Source organism: Planktothricoides sp. SR001 (genome assembly GCF_001276715.1).
In the GTDB taxonomy this organism is placed as follows: Bacteria; Cyanobacteriota; Cyanobacteriia; order Cyanobacteriales; family Laspinemataceae; genus Planktothricoides; species Planktothricoides raciborskii.
Window position 1 is genome coordinate 47,535 of record NZ_LIUQ01000024.1, and the last position, 22,029, is coordinate 69,563.

The following is a 22,029-nucleotide window of genomic DNA, read 5'->3' on the forward strand; positions in this document are numbered from 1 at the left end:
ATTTTACATTTTAACTCAAAACAATGAATCTACAATTCAGTGCTTGGTTTTATGTGTTTATTGCGGGAATTAATACTTGCATCGGCAATCTACTCTTAAAACAATCTCGGCGGGTTGCCCTGGCTGATTCGGGGATATTTTCTCTAATTTTTTCTCCTTGGTTTATCATGGGAGCATTATTTTTCGGCATCAATGTCATTTTGTTTACCAAAGCCTTAGAAAAACTCCCCGTCTCCGCAGCTTATCCAGTGTTAGCTGGTTTAGGTTTTTGTTTACTCGCTATTTTTAGTAGCCTGATTTTTAATGAAAGACTCTCTTTAAGTCAATGGTCTGGAGTCGCCTTAATTTTAACCGGCATTATTATTGTTTCTCGCCAGTAAATTATTACCCAATACCCGAAATGAATGATTTCTGAATGATGAAAAAAAATTTTTACAATTTTATTTTCTGGTGTCTTATATTAGCCCCGCTAATATTCATGGTGTGCATCTGTCTGAGTTATGGGTTAAACTTTCCCTATTGGGATCAGTGGGCAACTCCAGGATTATTATTTGCCAACAAAGTTTACGAAAATCAACCGATTACCTGGTCAGATTGGCTCTCGCAACATAATGAAAGTCGGAAGTTATTTCCTCGGCTGATTTTTGTGGGCATGGCCAGTTTAACGAACTGGAATATCAAGGTTGAATTAATGGTAAACTGTTTTTTAAATACAGTCAGTTTAACCACCTTATATTTCCTCGCCAAACAGACATTAAAAAACAGTCATATCCGGAATATTTGTTTGATTTTATCAAGCATATTGCTGTTTTCCCTGGTGCAATATGAAAACTATCTTTGGGGAATTCAGATTTGTGTATTCTTGTCCCTAGCCGCTTTTGTGCTTTGCTTAGGTCTATTTCAACAAAAGTTACCGTTGGCGGTAAAAGTGATAGTCGGGGGAATTCTTTGTATTATTAGTACATTTTCTTTCGCCAATGGAATGCTCAGTTGGGTTGTAGTCATGCCCGCTTTAATCATTGATGAAAAATTGACTATTGCTGATTTAAAAAAACGCCTGCCTTGGTTGCTATTCTGGCTGCTTTTGATGGGGACAAATTTATGGATTTATTTCCATGATTATGTAAAACCTGGGGGACATCCCGCGTTTTCGGTAGCCGTAGAAAACCCCGCGACGGCAATTCTTTATTTTAGAATTTTCTTCGGCAGTATATTAGGAGGTTTTGACAAGGATCAAGCCATGATTGCCGGAGAAGTTATTTTAGTATTATGGTTGTTTTGTGTGGGGATGATTGGCTATCGAGCTTTACGAGATGACAAAATATTGCCCCAAACCAAAGGCTGGATTTTATTAGGAGGATATAGCATTGCCAGTGGGTTAATTACCACCTTCGGACGAGTCGGATTTGGGGCACAGCAGGCTTTCTCCTCTCGCTACACGACCTTTTCTGTATGGTTATATATTTCTCTAATTTTTCTGATCGGAATCCTGCTACAAGAATTTCGTCTCAGTCAGCGATATTCTCGCATAATTAAAGGAATGATTGGGGGCTTGATTGGTGTCGGGCTAATTTTGCATATTTCTACTAGCCAAAATGCCTTTACTCAACTCCAGTCCCACCGTTTTAGCAAGCTTCAGGGACAAGCTTGTGCGGTACTGAGTCCCGTGCTAGAAGATGCGGAATGTTTAACAACTTTCGTCTATCCTGACCTAGAATCTTTACGCCATTTAATCGTCAACATTAATCGCTTGGGTTATCTTCATCCTCCTCCGTTAGAAACTGCTGAAGTTGAAAGCTTTGCGGAGGTGAATTCAACCCCAGAAACCATCGGCTACTTCGATGAACTTTCCCCGATTTCGGAGACGGTTTACCATATTCATGGTTGGGCTAGACTCCCTCAACGAAGAGAACCGGCTGATGCAATTTTACTGAGTTATCAAGGAGGGCAAACTCCCGCCCAAGTGTTTCATCGCGTCCAACGAGCGACCCCACGAGAGGATGTGACGGATTTGTTTCGCGATCGCCCATCTTCTTGGCTTTGGGGTTGGGACGGCGACTTTCCCGTGTCAAAATTGCCCCCAGGACAATGGACTATCAAAGCTTGGGCTTTTGATACCATGAAAGCCAAAGCTTTTGAACTTTCGGGACAATTTTCTCTAACGGTAAAACCTTCCTGAATTCAGGGTATTAGTTATTAGTTGTTAGTTGTTTTTTGTTGGTTGTTAGTTGTTAGTGATTATTTATTATTTATTATTGGTTATTTGTTGTTAGTTGTTGTTGGTTGTTAGTTATTAGTGATTTATTGTTGGTTGTTTGCTTCAAACAACCAATAACAACCAACCAAGAACAAATAACTAACAACTAACAACTAACAACAAATAACCAAAGAATCCCTACCCAACAACCAACAACCAACCAACAACTAATTTATTGAGCGGCCATTTCCATTAAAATATTCTGGCTGCTACATTCACCAAAAGTATCTTTCATGGGCGATCGCTGCACATAAGTGCCATCAGCTTGTAAATCCCAAGCTTGGCGATTATCTGACAGCATAATCCCCAAAATTTCTTGCAAATCTTTCATTAAATCTGGATCTTCTACAGGCGTAATTGCCTCGACCCGACGGTTAAGATTTCGCGGCATCCAATCCGCCGATCCAATAAATAACTCTTCCTCACCGCGATTGTGGAAATAAAAAATGCGAGAATGTTCTAAATAACGACCCACAATGCTCACCACTCGAATACTTTCACTCAGTCCGGGGACTCCAGGACGCAAACAGCAAATCCCTCGGATTAGCAAATCAATTTGCACTCCCGCTTGAGAAGCTTGATAAAGTTTGAGGATAATTTTTGGATCTACCAACGCATTCATCTTGACCACTATTCGGCTATGATAACCATTTTTCGCGTGTTCCGTTTCCCGGTCAATTAAAGCTTCCATGCGATCGCGGATATTCACCGGGGCTACCAATAATTTCCGATAAGACCGCTGCCGAGAATATCCCGTCAAAAAATTAAACAAATCGGTCAAATCTGCACCAAGTTCATCCCGACAAGATAGCAAACCCAAATCTGTATAAAGTCTGGCGGTCTTAGGATTATAATTCCCCGTACCAATATGAACATAACGCCGAATGCGATCCTGTTCCCGTCGGACGACCATCGCAATTTTCGTGTGAGTTTTTAACCCCACCAAACCATAAACCACATGAACTCCGGCTTTTTCTAACTTTCGTGCCCACTGAATATTATTTTCTTCATCAAATCGGGCTTTCAGTTCCACCAATGCCGCCACCTGCTTGCCATTTTCTGCCGCCGTAATTAAAGCATTAATAATCGGCGAATCTCCCGAAGTCCGATACAGTGTCATCTTAATCGCCAACACTCCAGGGTCATGGGCCGCTTGAGTAATAAAACGTTGCACCGAGGCGCTAAATGAATAATAAGGATGGTGCAGCAATATATCTTTTTGGCGAATTAAGGCAAATAAATCTTCCCCTTCCTCTACATCCAGGTCTACTTGGTCTACGGGTAAATCATGGAGACGACGCAAACGCGGGGGAACGACCGGGTTCCAGGGTCGATCTTTGAGTTCTGGTTTGGGCAATCCCATGAAACTCATTAAGTCCCCTAAATTCAGTAATCCTTGCACTTCATAAACATCCGACTCTTCAACGTCGAGTTCGTGCATGAGCATTCCCCGAATGCTGGGCGGCAAGTCCACGGGTATTTCCAGGCGGACCACGGAACCCCCAAACCGTCGTTTCCGCAGTTCTTTTTCAATCGCTAATAACAAGTCATCGGCTTCGATCTCTTGCAGTTCTAAATCCGCATCCCGCGTAATTCGGAATAAATGATATTCCTGAATATTCATTCCGGGAAATAAAAACTCTAAGTTATGAGCGATGACTTGTTCCAGGGGGACAAATTGGTAGATGGTTGGCGGTGTTGCTGCGGTGACGGGGGTCTGAGAAGGTTTAATCGGGTCTGGAGGCAAGGAAATAAATCTGGGTAAGACTTTGGGGACTTTGACGCGAGCAAAAAATTCCTCCTCGGTTTCTGGATCTTTAACCAGTACCGCTAAGTTTAAGCTGAGATTGGAAATATAGGGGAACGGATGACCCGGATCGACGGCTAAAGGAGTGAGCACGGGAAAGATTTGCTCTTCAAAGTAGCTCTGCATATAGAGCCTTTGTTCTTGGTTGAGATCGATGTAGTCGAGGATATGAATTTGGTTGGCGACTAATAGGGGTCGGATTTGCTGTTGAAAGTGACGATGCTGCTCGACTACCATTGGGTGCAGGCGATCGCTAATCGCATTCAGTTGTTCTTCCGGTGTCCGTCCATCAGGGGTTAACCGGGCAACCTTGGCTTCTACCTGTTGTTTTAAAGCGGCAACCCGAACCATAAAGAATTCATCCAGGTTGGTGCTGAAGATCGATAAAAACTTCAGTCGCTCCAGTAGGAGTGTCCGAGCATCCAAGGCTTCATGTAAAACCCGGTAGTTAAACTCTAACCAGCTTAACTCGCGATTAATATAATACTGCGGATCTTTGAGGTTAATCTCGCTGGCCGTGGGATCTACTGTTTTGGTTTTGGCCATAATATTTTTTGATGGGTGTCTTATTCCGTTAATGTGCTTAGATTACCAAATTTGTTGCTCCTACAAATCCAAATTATTTGTGAATTTTTGTGACGTTCTAAACTGTTCAGGAAACCCCCTTCTTGAGACTGGTCTGCCAAGTCATCCGCTGATTATTTATCGGTACTACATCCCATCTATCTGGGTTCTGATATGATCCCAGCCAAAATCATGGGGGAATTGTCCAGAAACATTTTCCCCCATGATTTTGCCTAGATGCAAATTTGCCCCCGCCTGCCTATAGATGCCTACAGACTGGCAGCGATCGCACTTTGATTACTGGTCATGGATGTTTTTTCTATGGGTTTAATCGCAAAGAAATTATCAAAGATATTGTCGCCAATTTCATTCATTTTTTCTTGTAAATCATTGAGAAATTCATGCAGACCAATATGCATAATTTCATCAATGGTAATATACCCTAATTCAGACCGCAACCGGCCTAATGTCCTTTCCACGGGATTTTGCCAGGTGCCATGAGGGGTGCCGGTAATTTGATGCAGCGATCGCTCTGCTTGCAACAGACAAAACTGAATTGACCGAGGAAATTCGCGATCTAAAATTAAAAATTCCGCCACTCCATCCGGGGTAATCCGATGTTGACTCCGTTTCCGATACATTTCATAAGCACTTGCCGATCGCAACAAAGAAATCCACTGTAATTGATCCAAAATTGTCCCGACGTGCTTCACCGAAGGCAACAAAATATAATACTTCACATCTAAAATTCGACTGGTTTTATCAGCCCGTTCTAATAACCGGCCAATTTGACCAAAATGCCAGCCTTCATTATGACTCATGGTGGCATCCATCACGCCCGCAAATAGATGAGAAGCGAGTTTTACCTCCGTGAAAAAATCTTGCAACCCAGAAAGGGATTGGTCCGGAGCCGCAGTCTTCACCATCCAATAAAAAGCATTAATTTGTTCCCACATTTCTGAAGAAATAATTTCCCGCACGGAACGAGCATTTTCTCGCGCTATTTGCAAACAAGATAAAATAGAATTGGGATAATTACTATCAAAAGTGAGAAACTGAATCACGTTTTGGGCATTTCCTTCCCCGTAGGCTTGCTCAAAAAGTTCTTGATCTCCCGTGGTATAAACTAAAGGTTTCCACTGTTGTTCAATTCCTCTGGGAGAATCCAACATTAAGTTTAAATTAGTTCCCACGAACCGGGCAATATTTTCCGCCCGTTCTACATATCTGTTTAGCCAGTAGATTGAATCGGCAACGCGACTCAGCATAAGCACTATTCCTAATTTACTATTCAGTTATTCAGGTTAACCGTCAGAGGAGAAAGGAGAGAGGAGCAGAGGAGCAGAGGAGCAGAGGAGCAGAGGGGCGGAGGGGCGGAGGGGCAAAGGAGAAGTGAAAAGTTAAAAGTCGTGGGGGCGAATGGCCAAGAGAGAAAAGAGAGGAGAGAAAAGAGAGGAGAGAATATCTTTCCTCTTTCCTATGCATCCTCTTTCCTATGCATCCTCTTTCCTATGCATCCTCCCTTTCACTATTCACTCTCCCCTCATCCCCCCTGCACCCCCGCACCCCTGCACCCCTGCTCGATGGCGGCTCCCCCGCTCGATGGCGGCTCCCCTCTCTTTTCTCTTCTGACTATTATTTACTCCGCCTATTCAAACAAAACCCAGGTATCTTTTGAACCACCTCCTTGAGATGAATTGACTACTAAAGAACCTTTTTTCAAAGCTACACGGGTTAAGCCCCCCGGATGTACGTAGATTTCTTTTCCATAGAGAATATAGGGACGTAAATCTACATGGCATCCGGCAAATTCGTCCTTGATTATGGTAGGAACTCTGGATAAACAGAGGGTGGGTTGGGCAATATAATTCCGGGGATTTTCTTGGATCCGCCCCGCAAAGTCTTCCCGTTGTTCTGGGGTGGCATGAGGGCCGACTAGCATCCCATATCCTCCCGCTTCATTCACCGCTTTGACTACCAATTTATCTAAGTTGCCTAACACATGGTTGCGATCTTTTTCTTCCCAACACCGATAGGTGGGCACGTTGGGGATTATTTGGTCTTCATCAAGATAATAGCGAATAATATCCGGTACATAAGTATAGATCCCTTTGTCATCAGCGACTCCAGTTCCTAACGCATTGGCGATCGCGACTCGGCGATTGCGGTAAACTTCCATCAGCCCCGGAACTCCCAGTAAACTATCGGGACGAAATGCCAAAGGATCGATAAAGTTATCATCAATTCGCCGATAAATTACATCGACTCTTTGTAGTCCTTTGGTGGTACGCATTCTTAAGTAGCCATCCACCACCACTAAATCTCTACCTTCGACCAGTTCTACCCCCATTTGTTGGGCTAAAAATGAGTGCTCAAAATAGGCCGAATTATAAATTCCTGGGGTGAGAACCGCTACTCTAGGATTGGTTAAATGGGGTGGGGCTAAGTTTAGCAGAGTTTCTAGGAGATGACTGGGGTAATCATCTACGGGTTTAATGCCCATTTTGCCAAATAATTCGGGAAAGCAAGATTTCATTACCCGGCGATTTTCGATTACATAAGAAACCCCCGACGGACAGCGAAGATTATCTTCTAAAACATACCAATGACCATGTTTATCTCGGACTAAATCTGTCCCCGTGATGTGACACCAAACATCTGCCGGTGGTTTTAATCCAATACAAGGTTTGAGAAATCCTGTAGCAGAGGCGATCGCATATTCGGGAATTATCCCATCAGCAATAATTTTTTGTTCCCCATAAATATCACCAATAAATAAATTTAATGCCGCAATTCGTTGTTTGAGTCCTTTTTCTAGCCATTGCCACTCTAAAGCTGAGACAATGCGGGGAATAATATCAAACGGAAATATCCGTTCGGTTCCTTGGTTGTCGCTGTAGACATTAAAGGTTGCCCCTAGCTTCATCAGGGCATTTTGGGCTGCTTGTTGTCGCTGTTCCAGTTCTCCACTCGGTAAGGAGTTGATTTTGGCAATCAATAACTGGGCTTCTGGGCGGGGTTTACCCTTTTCGATGAACAGTTCATCGTAAAAATCCCCTGGATCGTAAGTATTAAATTGCACGGTTTAGCTACCCGATTTTTTAACGACTATTGGCTACTGTGTGGTTAATGCGGTGGCTGCTTCACTGAAATCACAGATTTCTGGGAATTGACACCCTTTTAGGCTTCTCGGTCAGTAGCCGACTCTAGACTCTGAATTGGGTATAGAGTTTTTTCCGTTTCTTTAACTGTAGCGGTGGATACAGCCGGTGAGAAAATTTATAATAATTTTTTTAACAATAGACAATTCTGGCTTCGATCGCGGATCGATTCCCCCAACCTCCCTTTTTTAAGGAGGGCTTTTTCGCCAGGGAAAGCCAGAATTGTCTATTCAGTATGTTGATTAACTGTGTTGATTAAGTATATTCTCCGATCGCTCTTATTTCTCAGCAATGGTGGCCTAAAAATGCTGTTTCTGAGTTAAGATTTTTCAGAATCTTCCAAAATCTTTACACTTTGGCTCAGGTAGGGGTATGGTCCGATCGCCGATCGCTGAGGATTTTCGGTTATACCGGGGGTTTGGCGGCCAGCCTCTGGACGATCGCCCGAAAATCAGCAGCGATCGCTTCGATATTTTCTGGGTGCAATAAGGGTACATGAACAAAGATACAAGGAATGGGCGATTTTGCCTGGGTTTGCAGATAGTTTAAAACCGCATAGTACAGCGCTTCACAGACAAATTTACCCGCGTCATGGCTGATTTCTGTGTTAGGTAAACTGGCGATTAATTGGGGCAAATTTACTAAAGTTTTGCGGCAATTTTTTCCGGATAAAGCTTGAGATTCAACGGTTAATTTTTGCCGAGTTTCTGCCATACCCGCGCAAATCACTGCATGGGGTTGGACTTGGTTGATTTTGGCGATCGCCTCTTTTGGGGCTGCTTCGGGGTCTACGGGTAATTTTCTTAACAGAATCAATGAATCCCCGAAAAAATCCCCTTGAGAAATTTTTACTAATAAGTCATCGGAGGCATTGGATTTTTGATGGGGCATCCAGGTATCAAAGGAAGTGAGTAAGATTTTGCTAGTGATATGAGTGATAATTTTGCCAGTCATAGAAAATTTGGGCGATTAAGAATTACAATAGCGATCGCGGTATCGTAAGGAAAACAGGGCAATGGCTGTGATTGCCATCGTAGACTATGATATGGGGAATTTGCACTCGGTGTGCAAAGGTTTGGAAAATGCGGGGGCAACCCCAATAATTACCGATTCACCCGCAGAAATTTTGGCTGCTGATGCGGTGTTGCTGCCCGGAGTGGGTTCTTTTGACCCGGCAATGCAACATTTGCGATCGCGGGATTTGGAGTTGCCGGTGAAAGATGCGATCGCTTCTGGGAAACCATTTCTCGGCATTTGTTTAGGGCTGCAAATTCTTTTTGATGGCAGTGAGGAGGGGAAAGAACCGGGTTTAGGGGTAATTCCGGGGATGGTACGTCGGTTTAAAAGCGAACCGGGATTAACTATTCCTCACATGGGTTGGAATCAGTTAGAATTGGCTCAACCGGATCTGCCATTGTGGGGCAATTTACCCGCTAATCCTTGGGTTTATTTTGTTCACTCTTATTATGTCGATCCCATAGATGCATCGGTGAAAGCTGCTACAGTGACTCATGGGAGTCAAAATGTCACTGCTGCGATCGGGAAAAATAACCTCATGGCGGTACAATTTCACCCGGAAAAATCTTCTACTGCTGGGTTAAAAATGTTAGATAACTTTGTGGATTTTCTGCACCGCAAAAGTTAGAGGTAATCTAATAGTAGGGTGGGCAAAAAATTTTACCTACTATACCATATACGATGGTGTATGCCCACCCTACAATATAAATAATTAACATTCGGATGGTGGGCAAAAAAGCAAAAAAATTTATCCACTATACCATATACGATGGTTTACTTTTGCCCACCCTACAATAGAAATACTACAATATAAATACTGCGGGGCATGAATTAGGTCGTTTTCTGTCAGAAAACCAGATTTTGCTCAAGCATTTTGTGGTGGTCTGGCTGACTGCTTCAACTTGTCTTTATAAGTATGATGATTGGGCAATAAAACAAAAACAACGTCGCCAAAAGTTTAAGCAAGGGTAACAAGTGGCAAAGGTCAAATATACGCCCACTTCTGTTGATGTAATTAGTGTTGAGTTGAATCAAATGAAAGGGAGTATGGGAATTACTAAAATGGGTTCATTTAGGCAGAAATTTGCGGATAAACCTAAAAAAAAATTAGTCATTTAATACCAATTTTACAACCTATTGCTACAATTCTAATGTTTATTTAGACGGTGATATGTAGCGCCAAAATTGCATAATGTTTTGTAAATACTATTACCAATTTCCAAATAATCCAGAGTCGGTTTTAACCGACTTGCGCTATTAGCCGGAGGTTTTAACCTCTGGCGGTTTATGTACCCCCGCAATTAACCGACGATTGCGGGGATTAAAATTCGGCGATGATTAAAATTCGGCGATGATTAAAATCCGGCGGGGATTAAAATTCGGCGGGGATTAAAATCCCTGTAGGGGTCAACGGCCGTTGACCCCTACAGGCGGTTAAAACCGACTATTTGACCAATTTTAAAAAGCTACAATTTTAAGGTTTACTTGGGCGATCGGACGTAGCGCCCAAATAAGTGCGATCGTTGTTTCAATCCCTGATAGGGATTCTATATAGTTGCAACCAGAGTTTGACCGCTCGGACGCTGATCAAGAAATCATCGTTTCAATCCCTGATAGGGATTCTATATAGTTGCAACTTTCATTAATTTAAGGTGTAGTCTTCTTCAATCGCGGTTTCAATCCCTGATAGGGATTCTATATAGTTGCAACCTGGCCAAAGCTTTTGCTTGAGTCATTTTGTAATTGTTTCAATCCCTGATAGGGATTCTATATAGTTGCAACAATTCACCCCGTTTTTAAGTAAAGTCAAGGTTGGCGTTTCAATCCCTGATAGGGATTCTATATAGTTGCAACTCGTCAAACTGAAATTTAATCTGAGAAGAATTAAAGTTTCAATCCCTGATAGGGATTCTATATAGTTGCAACATCCAAATTTGTTCCAAAGGAGGAGATGAATTTATGTTTCAATCCCTGATAGGGATTCTATATAGTTGCAACCAAGCCAGATGATTGCAGTAATTTAGTATTACCTGTTTCAATCCCTGATAGGGATTCTATATAGTTGCAACTCGTAATTTTTTACTCGGTGACTTTCGATTTGCTGAAGTTTCAATCCCTGATAGGGATTCTATATAGTTGCAACAGTTCGTGGGGGACATATCCTACACATATCTAGATAAGTTTCAATCCCTGATAGGGATTCTATATAGTTGCAACATTCACTCATAATTGATGCCAGAGAGTCGTCGAAAATCGTTTCAATCCCTGATAGGGATTCTATATAGTTGCAACAATTTATTGGCAAAAAGCAGCGGTATCGGTGCGAATTGTTTTAATCCCTGATAGGGATTCTATATAGTTGCAACCAGTGCTTAAGCTAAAAGCATTGTGTAAATTTAAGGCTAAATTTGTTTCAATCCCTGATAGGGATTCTATATAGTTGCAACAACCCCCCCTACCTTTAGATTTTTTCTTTGAAAAAGTTTCAATCCCTGATAGGGATTCTATATAGTTGCAACGTCCGCATGGCTACACACCCGCTTTCAGCAAATTCGTTTCAATCCCTGATAGGGATTCTATATAGTTGCAACGGGTATTCTTGGCATAGCTTTCGCCGCACCTTTGCGTTTCAATCCCTGATAGGGATTCTATATAGTTGCAACAGCAGTTTTTCTCGGAGTTTCAGCCCTCGGAAAATGTTTCAATCCCTGATAGGGATTCTATATAGTTGCAACTGTTATTGTCAGGATTGTTCGGGCTGTGTTTCAAAGTTTCAATCCCTGATAGGGATTCTATATAGTTGCAACACAGTAGAAAAGTAATGGCTTTTTCATTTCAGTGTGGTTTCAATCCCTGATAGGGATTCTATATAGTTGCAACAATTGATTTTCCCTAATATTCCCTGCTTAATGCTGTTTCAATCCCTGATAGGGATTCTATATAGTTGCAACTATCAAGTTAACGATGCTCTTGATACAGCGATTAAGTTTCAATCCCTGATAGGGATTCTATATAGTTGCAACCCCTTGCTTCCGTTCTTGAATCGAAAGAATTCGGTGTTTCAATCCCTGATAGGGATTCTATATAGTTGCAACCGGGAAAAATCAAGCAAATCAAACCGGAAGACTCGTTTCAATCCCTGATAGGGATTCTATATAGTTGCAACTCTCCATCCGGTTAGCGCTAGGGACACTGCATCTGTTTCAATCCCTGATAGGGATTCTATATAGTTGCAACTTTTTCTGCTTTTGACCTATCTAAAAACGCCCAAGTAGTTTCAATCCCTGATAGGGATTCTATATAGTTGCAACTAACCGCCACGGACGAGCCGAAATCTGGGATGAGACTGTTTCAATCCCTGATAGGGATTCTATATAGTTGCAACCTGCCAAGCTATGTGAATACTTGTGGCAGGCGCTTTTGGTTTCAATCCCTGATAGGGATTCTATATAGTTGCAACTGTAATGGCTGGCTGGTTTTTTTTCAGATTTTAAAAGTTTCAATCCCTGATAGGGATTCTATATAGTTGCAACTCGATCTAATCCAGCACAAACTATTTATGTTTCCGTTTCAATCCCTGATAGGGATTCTATATAGTTGCAACAGTTAGCCCACTACGGCAAAAGAGCCGAGGCCATGTTTCAATCCCTGATAGGGATTCTATATAGTTGCAACCAAGTATTCAGAAACTTTTCCCAGGCTTACCAGCGATTCGTTTCAATCCCTGATAGGGATTCTATATAGTTGCAACCACTTTCTTCCGAGAACCAATCAAGAAACTCTTCGTGTTTCAATCCCTGATAGGGATTCTATATAGTTGCAACTCACGGACCCGTCACCCGATTCGTCACAAGTCAAAAAAGTTTCAATCCCTGATAGGGATTCTATATAGTTGCAACGGAAATTGATTTGGCCACGGGAAAAATCAAACAGATTAGTTTCAATCCCTGATAGGGATTCTATATAGTTGCAACAGGGAGATGTGCCTTGCACCTGTACCGAGCTAGGGTTTCAATCCCTGATAGGGATTCTATATAGTTGCAACTTTTGTCGCCATTTGTAAATTTCCTGTGCGTATTTTTTGTTTCAATCCCTGATAGGGATTCTATATAGTTGCAACAATTTCCCCTATTTGGGAATGCGATCGCCCGGTTCCGTTTCAATCCCTGATAGGGATTCTATATAGTTGCAACAATGCGCTTACAAGCTTCCTTCCAGTAGGTGAAAATCGTTTCAATCCCTGATAGGGATTCTATATAGTTGCAACGTCAGAACGCACGGGCCGAATCGTCTTTTTCCCATGTTTCAATCCCTGATAGGGATTCTATATAGTTGCAACCCAATAAAAGGTGTCGTCCCCTGCCCGATAACAAGCGGTTTCAATCCCTGATAGGGATTCTATATAGTTGCAACTCATTCTCCCTAAGTCCTAAAACTTTTGCTAGTGCTAGTTTCAATCCCTAATAGGGATTCAATATAGTTGCAACAGCATTAGCCGATGCCCTGGAAAAAATACCAGAATCGGTTTCAATCCCTAATAGGGATTCAATATAGTTGCAACTTTGTCAGTCAAATTGTCAATCTAGCATGGGCAATTTGTTTCAATCCCTAATAGGGATTCAATATAGTTGCAACCAATAAGTTTGGCGTGGTCAGCCCAAAAGACGCCAGCGTTTCAATCCCTAATAGGGATTCAATATAGTTGCAACTAGGTAATCGCAAAAATCCTGTTGTTCATTTGGTTGGTTTCAATCCCTAATAGGGATTCAATATAGTTGCAACTTTTTGTCAAGCAAACGCAACTAGGAAATGATTTTGAGTTTCAATCCCTAATAGGGATTCAATATAGTTGCAACCAACTCCCCGCATACTTGGCGTATTAGATGCCTTAAGTTTCAATCCCTAATAGGGATTCAATATAGTTGCAACTATGCTGAGATTCCCGCTGAGATTCCCGCTGATTCTGTTTCAATCCCTAATAGGGATTCAATATAGTTGCAACTAAAAATTATTGAGCGCGGCTTTCTGTGCTGCATTGTTTCAATCCCTAATAGGGATTCAATATAGTTGCAACCCTTACATCCAATAGGGCCATAATCAATCCCATTGCTTCGTTTCAATCCCTAATAGGGATTCAATATAGTTGCAACTTTTGCCGTATCTGGGAATAATACCTTATTGTACTTGTTTCAATCCCTAATAGGGATTCAATATAGTTGCAACCCGGTTGAGTTTCCTGATGGGAAAATTGCAAAATACCTGTTTCAATCCCTAATAGGGATTCAATATAGTTGCAACCGCGCTTACCGCTGGTTTGGCTTTGCGATCGCTAGTAAAGGCGTCGTTTCAATCCCTAATAGGGATTCAATATAGTTGCAACATCGAGAATAAGGCGCTGGAAACAATGCGGCGAATTGTTTCAATCCCTAATAGGGATTCAATATAGTTGCAACCCCACTGGGGCGAGATCGATTCGATCCACGGGTAAGTTTCAATCCCTAATAGGGATTCAATATAGTTGCAACAAGCGATCGAAGGGTGGGGCAGCGGCGAAGCGTGGTTTCAATCCCTAATAGGGATTCAATATAGTTGCAACCTATGCAATTTGGTTGATACATCTACGTTGCAAGGTTGTTTCAATCCCTAATAGGGATTCAATATAGTTGCAACTCTGGGGTCGTAATTGGCAAGCAGCCTAATTCATTTAGGTTTCAATCCCTAATAGGGATTCAATATAGTTGCAACCCGCTGGTTTAGCTTTGCGAAGCTTGGTGAAAGTCTCGTTTCAATCCCTAATAGGGATTCAATATAGTTGCAACCCCCGGAATGCCAGGAGCCCGAACCCGAACCCGAACCCGGTTTCAATCCCTAATAGGGATTCAATATAGTTGCAACTGATTGAGCCGCCGTAGTCATCGTCGATTTGATAGAGTTTCAATCCCTAATAGGGATTCAATATAGTTGCAACTCATACTCATTGAGCGGAGAGTTTGCCCGTGCCCGTTTCAATCCCTAATAGGGATTCAATATAGTTGCAACTCAAGGAATGCACCATTGTATATTCTATTGGCCTACCGTTTCAATCCCTAATAGGGATTCAATATAGTTGCAACAGCTAACTTTTGATTATCAACATCAGAAATCACTTCAGGGTTTCAATCCCTAATAGGGATTCAATATAGTTGCAACGCCAAAAGCATTAATAACTTTAGCTAGATCCTCGTACTGGTTTCAATCCCTAATAGGGATTCAATATAGTTGCAACCACCTAATTTTTTATTTAGGCGTTCTTCTAATTCTGCGTTTCAATCCCTAATAGGGATTCAATATAGTTGCAACCTGCGGGAGTTCCTGCGGCCAAACTTCCAAAAGATTGAGTTTCAATCCCTAATAGGGATTCAATATAGTTGCAACTTCCGAGCGGCGTCGGTTGCAAACGTGCAATAAAAGTGTTTCAATCCCTAATAGGGATTCAATATAGTTGCAACTTGTTTTTTAAACTGGTGAGGCCAATACAAAGCAGCAATAAAAGTGTTTCAATCCCTAATAGGGATTCAATATAGTTGCAACAAAATTGGAGCATTGATCCAACAAGATCCTGCATTTCAAGTTTCAATCCCTAATAGGGATTCAATATAGTTGCAACTTTTCTCGCACTTTTTCCGAAAGCGATCGCACTGCCCCGTTTCAATCCCTAATAGGGATTCAATATAGTTGCAACGGCGCTTCCGGGTGGCGAGGCATGGTTTTTTTTGCTGGGGTTTCAATCCCTAATAGGGATTCAATATAGTTGCAACGAGCGCCGTCACCGTTCAAGGGGCAATTGAAGAACTGGTTTCAATCCCTAATAGGGATTCAATATAGTTGCAACAACTTAACGGTTGCAGTACCCTACAAGGTGAAACTTCGTTTCAATCCCTAATAGGGATTCAATATAGTTGCAACAGAGCAGTTAATTTCTCAATACACATTTAGTGAAGCTGTTTCAATCCCTAATAGGGATTCAATATAGTTGCAACCGCGATCGTTGATAATTCACCCGCTCCTAACATTATGTTTCAATCCCTAATAGGGATTCAATATAGTTGCAACAAAGCTTGCTGATAAAAATGAGCCAATAAATTTATTGTTTCAATCCCTAATAGGGATTCAATATAGTTGCAACAATTTCACGCAATTGTGCAAGTGACAGATGAGCGAAGTTTCAATCCCTAATAGGGATTCAATATAGTTGCAACAATGCAGATGGCGTCATTAAATATGAAGATAGTGTTTCAATCCCTAATAGGGATTCAATATAGTTGCAACGACCCAATCACTCCTGAAACGCAATTACCTAGCGGTGAGTTTCAATCCCTAATAGGGATTCAATATAGTTGCAACGATCAAAGATTATGAACTGTTTCTAGAAAAAAGTTTCAATCCCTAATAGGGATTCAATATAGTTGCAACTATATCTCCCGGTTTATCAGCGTCGTCTAGCCACCAGGTTTCAATCCCTAATAGGGATTCAATATAGTTGCAACAATATTCTCAAAAATATAGACGACTTTGACTTTCGGTTTCAATCCCTAATAGGGATTCAATATAGTTGCAACTTGCTCCTAGGTAGAGGTTCCCATCGTTGTCGCCAGGTTTCAATCCCTAATAGGGATTCAATATAGTTGCAACCGCTTTCCAGGTTCAGCAGGGTTGATTGGATTCACGTTTCAATCCCTAATAGGGATTCAATATAGTTGCAACAATGTATTTCAAATGTTTGGATTTAAGGATGAAAACGTTTCAATCCCTAATAGGGATTCAATATAGTTGCAACACGGCGATATCGCCCTGGGTGTAGTAGCACCGAATCAGTTTCAATCCCTAATAGGGATTCAATATAGTTGCAACAAATCTGGGTATCTTTTCCCCAGCCCTTTCATCCCAGTTTCAATCCCTAATAGGGATTCAATATAGTTGCAACCCCAAATTGTTTGGTCGTGGTTGAGTTGCCAGATGTTTCAATCCCTAATAGGGATTCAATATAGTTGCAACAGAATATGCAGCTATAGACCATTCTCATTCAGCGATCGGTTTCAATCCCTAATAGGGATTCAATATAGTTGCAACCCAATCCAGACAGCCCCGGCTGATGAGCCAACACAGAGTTTCAATCCCTAATAGGGATTCAATATAGTTGCAACCTGCATAAAGGCGATCGCAAGCGCTAAACACAGATTTGTTTCAATCCCTAATAGGGATTCAATATAGTTGCAACGTTATACGGCAACTCAAGCACCACCAACCCCTTTGGTTTCAATCCCTAATAGGGATTCAATATAGTTGCAACAGTAGGTGATGGGTGGGTACTTCCCGGAGCGATCGGTTTCAATCCCTAATAGGGATTCAATATAGTTGCAACAAGAATTTCCCAGCTTTTCTGATTTTGATTGGGATGTTTCAATCCCTAATAGGGATTCAATATAGTTGCAACAGATAAAATCGCCCGCTGCCAAAAAGAATCCAGGAAGTTTCAATCCCTAATAGGGATTCAATATAGTTGCAACTTCGGTCGGCTCCAGCGAAAGACCCAGTACGGACCGCAGTTTCAATCCCTAATAGGGATTCAATATAGTTGCAACCTTCGTATTATGGTGATATTGTATTCCCACTCCATTTGTTTCAATCCCTAATAGGGATTCAATATAGTTGCAACGACCGGCTCTCTCCAGGGCCGCCCGAAACCAGCGATCGTTTCAATCCCTAATAGGGATTCAATATAGTTGCAACGTGATCCAACTGGTTCAACTCCAATAGAAAACTTGTTTCAATCCCTAATAGGGATTCAATATAGTTGCAACCCCATTGCTACGAGAAATCTATCGAATTAGCTATTGAGTTTCAATCCCTAATAGGGATTCAATATAGTTGCAACAAAATCAAAAGTTTGAATACTCTTGATAGCTCTTTTTGTTTCAATCCCTAATAGGGATTCAATATAGTTGCAACTATCATTTGTCCCGCCGACAACACTACCGACAAAAGGGTTTCAATCCCTAATAGGGATTCAATATAGTTGCAACATTTCAGGAACCAGACTCAGAACTGGTGGCGATTTTTGTTTCAATCCCTAATAGGGATTCAATATAGTTGCAACGGGTATAGCTTGCACAGCTTCCGGCGGACTTGCCTGTTTCAATCCCTAATAGGGATTCAATATAGTTGCAACCGATGATTATGCGTGGAAGTCGGCCGACAGACATCCAGGTTTCAATCCCTAATAGGGATTCAATATAGTTGCAACCTTATGGTGTTGGAGGTTCGGCTTGGGTAAATGGCGCGTTTCAATCCCTAATAGGGATTCAATATAGTTGCAACTTACAGCCTTCCATTGATAAATATTTTAAAAATCTTAGGTTTCAATCCCTAATAGGGATTCAATATAGTTGCAACCCGCCGCTGGCCTGCCGCTGCGAATCGATGATCGCAGTTTCAATCCCTAATAGGGATTCAATATAGTTGCAACTTCTTTGGTAGCACGAAATCATCGGGAAAGGACTGAGTTTCAATCCCTAATAGGGATTCAATATAGTTGCAACCGCCGCTGGCCTGCCGCTGCGAATCGATGATCGCAGTTTCAATCCCTAATAGGGATTCAATATAGTTGCAACTTAAGTTTCTTTTTTTTCATAAACACCACAAAAACATCGTTTCAATCCCTAATAGGGATTCAATATAGTTGCAACTTTCAGGGCACCGATCGCTCGATTCATTGCAGACCTATCTCGTTTCAATCCCTAATAGGGATTCAATATAGTTGCAACCGTGCTTCCCAATGTTTGCAGTCTTCACAGAAAAGTTTCAATCCCTAATAGGGATTCAATATAGTTGCAACGGAGTTGCTAGATATTCTCTAGCAACTTCTGTAAGTTTCAATCCCTAATAGGGATTCAATATAGTTGCAACGCCCTTAAGCTTGCTGGCTTATTGGATTCTCATCAATTTGTTTCAATCCCTAATAGGGATTCAATATAGTTGCAACCTTCAGTTTAATGATGTTGCAAAACTCATCTTCTGTTTCAATCCCTAATAGGGATTCAATATAGTTGCAACTTGAAGAAAAACAAGTTTTAATTGAAAAAGTTTTGTTTCAATCCCTAATAGGGATTCAATATAGTTGCAACTCACATGAAATACCTCCCTGATGGGAGTTCGTTGTGTTTCAATCCCTAATAGGGATTCAATATAGTTGCAACAATCCCGAAAAAGATTGATTTTAAGAGCGATCGCAGGCGTTTCAATCCCTAATAGGGATTCAATATAGTTGCAACTTTTCGTCGCCACCATTTGGTGTGAACGCTCCAGTTTCAATCCCTAATAGGGATTCAATATAGTTGCAACGAAAAAGGATTTAGTGTTGTATGCACCTCAAATCGTTTCAATCCCTAATAGGGATTCAATATAGTTGCAACTGCACCAACACTCAATTGCCATTGTTTCCTCTTTTAAATGTTTCAATCCCTAATAGGGATTCAATATAGTTGCAACATTCTAATCCCACCAGCGGTGTTCTCGAATTTGTTGTTTCAATCCCTAATAGGGATTCAATATAGTTGCAACCATAGTGCGCCTCGTCAGCAATCAGAATATATTCTTGTTTCAATCCCTAATAGGGATTCAATATAGTTGCAACTTATATAGAAATCGGAATCGTAACCGATAATCTCGTTTCAATCCCTAATAGGGATTCAATATAGTTGCAACCGAGAAAGAGATTTTCTTTCACCAACAATAAACCTAGTTTCAATCCCTAATAGGGATTCAATATAGTTGCAACTATCGACAATATTTATACATTATCAAGAGTAGATGTAGTTTCAATCCCTAATAGGGATTCAATATAGTTGCAACTGATGATTTTTTCGTTATTCCGGCAGCAGTATCTTGTCGTTTCAATCCCTAATAGGGATTCAATATAGTTGCAACTCTCTCTGTGGGTACAAAATTAAAGTCCCAGTAAAAGTTTCAATCCCTAATAGGGATTCAATATAGTTGCAACACTCGTCCCTGCGCTGCAAAAAGCACAGGCGATCGCTGTTTCAATCCCTAATAGGGATTCAATATAGTTGCAACACCCGTTATTGGGGTTTCCGCCAAACCAGCCCACAACGTTTCAATCCCTAATAGGGATTCAATATAGTTGCAACTATCTATTTTACGAAATGAGGTTGCCAAAATTAAATGTTTCAATCCCTAATAGGGATTCAATATAGTTGCAACGCTTAATCATCTCTGAATTTGGGGAGGTGGCATAATGTTTCAATCCCTAATAGGGATTCAATATAGTTGCAACTTTAGATCCAGGAGTGCGATCGAGTTATCCGGTCGCGTTTCAATCCCTAATAGGGATTCAATATAGTTGCAACTATTTTTCACGAACTAAGTCACTTTGAAGAATTCGTTTCAATCCCTAATAGGGATTCAATATAGTTGCAACAATCCGGTGAATCCGCAACTGGATTTTCCAGATTTGTTTCAATCCCTAATAGGGATTCAATATAGTTGCAACTGGATACAAATGGAGTTGTATATTTTATACACCCGTTTCAATCCCTAATAGGGATTCAATATAGTTGCAACTCCGGCATGATGGCGTCAGCAATAAATAAAGTTTCATAGTTTCAATCCCTAATAGGGATTCAATATAGTTGCAACAAACAAAATGCTGAATTCCTACGCTAACTACTTCACTGTTTCAATCCCTAATAGGGATTCAATATAGTTGCAACAGATGTTCACCGGAGTATCCCAAGGGCTATCAGGGGGTTTCAATCCCTAATAGGGATTCAATATAGTTGCAACCTTTGTGGCAATGCCTAGAGATGAAAGATGGGCTGCGATCGCTCTCAGGGTTTCAATCCCTAATAGGGATTCAATATAGTTGCAACTTTTACCGGAACCCGTGAACCGATGAACCTACCCTCTGGTTTCAATCCCTAATAGGGATTCAATATAGTTGCAACATATTATAAAGCGGATATCATTACAATGTCATTAGTCAGTTTCAATCCCTAATAGGGATTCAATATAGTTGCAACATCGAGCTTCACTGCAACGACGTGAGAAGCCTTGCGAGTTTCAATCCCTAATAGGGATTCAATATAGTTGCAACCTAGCCTAATCTAGCCCTGTATAGGCGACACCAAAGAAGTTTCAATCCCTAATAGGGATTCAATATAGTTGCAACTCGCACCCACCCCCCTAGAATCTGTCCTCTCAATGGGGTTTCAATCCCTAATAGGGATTCAATATAGTTGCAACCCAAGACCCAATCGAAACCTCGATCAATTCTAGATAAGTTTCAATCCCTAATAGGGATTCAATATAGTTGCAACGTAGTCATTATGCCACCTCCCCACGTTAGAGATGATCAGTTTCAATCCCTAATAGGGATTCAATATAGTTGCAACTCTAAAGTCACCTTGACTAGCCCGCTACCACAATAGGTGTTTCAATCCCTAATAGGGATTCAATATAGTTGCAACCGCCGGGGCTCGGAACCCTTAATCTATTTAGTTTTCCAGGTTCATTTGCGCGAATCGAGTTAATCATACCATAAAAACCCCAAAACTTGTCAATATGCCTCAAACACGAATCAGGGGAAACCTAAGCGGGGAGAGAGTTTTAGCATTTGCGCGAATCGGTTCACCAATCCTAAAGCCCCAAACCTTCACCCTGTAAAGGCTTCAGAGGAAAAAATCCCCTGGGCTTATTTTACAGCCACCCCTCCGCGCAAAATACCGCTTCATCTCATCCTCAAACCGAAGCTTCCGGGAAAGCCGGTTAGCCAGCCACTCCAGGGCGCCGGTCATGGAATCAGGCAAAAAACACCGTCGTATCCATTGGCTGTTCGCCCCCAATTCGTTCTATTTTACCCTGGCAGCAGCCACAAAGAAAATAAAACCGGATACTATCCTCCTCTGACTTAATCAACTTACTCAATCTTGCCCGTAACTTCGCATATTCAGTTTCACTCAGAGAACATTCAAACAAACTATACTGCATCCACTGTCCATAAGAACTGAGAACTTTATGGATTTTGGTGCGCCGTTTATCATCAGAAATATCATAGGAAACAACTATATACATCGGTTGGTTGTTGGTTGTTGGTTGTTCGTTGTTGGTTGTTGTTCGTTGTTCGTGGGTAGGGATTCTTTTGTTCGTTGTTCGTTGTTGAATCTGTA

General features: G+C 41.4%; 8 protein-coding genes and 1 CRISPR repeat array. Of the genes, 3 read left to right on the forward strand and 5 right to left on the reverse strand.

The genetic code is table 11. The features are described 5' to 3' along the window. The first annotated feature begins 23 nt into the window (after positions 1–23). Positions 24–380 (forward strand): multidrug efflux SMR transporter, encoded by a 357-nt coding sequence (locus AM228_RS15405; RefSeq protein WP_054466988.1) that lies wholly within the window; start codon positions 24–26, stop codon positions 378–380. A gap of 98 nt (positions 381–478) precedes the next feature. Then, positions 479–2,179, forward strand: a complete 1,701-nt coding sequence (locus AM228_RS15410; protein WP_054466989.1) for a hypothetical protein — start codon at positions 479–481, stop codon at positions 2,177–2,179. 250 nt (positions 2,180–2,429) lie between these two features. Here the strand turns inward: AM228_RS15410 and ppk1 are convergent, their stop codons facing one another. From ppk1 to AM228_RS15430, 4 genes are all read right to left on the reverse strand, one after another. Then, entirely contained in the window at positions 2,430–4,610 is a 2,181-nt protein-coding gene (gene ppk1 / locus AM228_RS15415; RefSeq protein ID WP_054466990.1) for a polyphosphate kinase 1, read from the reverse strand. A gap of 287 nt (positions 4,611–4,897) precedes the next feature. Further along, positions 4,898–5,896, reverse strand: a complete 999-nt coding sequence (locus AM228_RS15420; RefSeq protein WP_054466991.1) for an alpha-E domain-containing protein — start codon at positions 5,894–5,896, stop codon at positions 4,898–4,900. 380 nt (positions 5,897–6,276) lie between these two features. Beyond that, entirely contained in the window at positions 6,277–7,710 is a 1,434-nt protein-coding gene (locus AM228_RS15425; RefSeq protein ID WP_054466992.1) for a circularly permuted type 2 ATP-grasp protein, read from the reverse strand. A gap of 484 nt (positions 7,711–8,194) precedes the next feature. Next, positions 8,195–8,743 carry a peptidase C15 gene (locus AM228_RS15430; RefSeq protein WP_369817738.1) on the reverse strand — a complete coding sequence of 183 codons (549 nt, stop codon included), beginning with the start codon at positions 8,741–8,743 and terminating at the stop codon, positions 8,195–8,197. Between the two features lie 61 nt (positions 8,744–8,804). On the opposite strand from AM228_RS15430, the gene hisH reads away from it, so the two are divergent. After that, complete coding sequence (hisH, locus tag AM228_RS15435) at positions 8,805–9,434, forward strand: imidazole glycerol phosphate synthase subunit HisH (protein WP_054466993.1); 630 nt, start codon at positions 8,805–8,807, stop codon at positions 9,432–9,434. Between the two features lie 897 nt (positions 9,435–10,331). Then, positions 10,332–21,330: direct repeats of the CRISPR family, unit length 37 nt; unit sequence GTTTCAATCCCTAATAGGGATTCAATATAGTTGCAAC. 331 nt (positions 21,331–21,661) lie between these two features. On the opposite strand, the gene cas2 is transcribed toward hisH, so the two are convergent. Beyond that, the coding region (gene cas2 / locus AM228_RS15440) for a CRISPR-associated endonuclease Cas2 (protein WP_231636812.1) at positions 21,662–22,029 on the reverse strand (368 nt) is incomplete at its 5' end.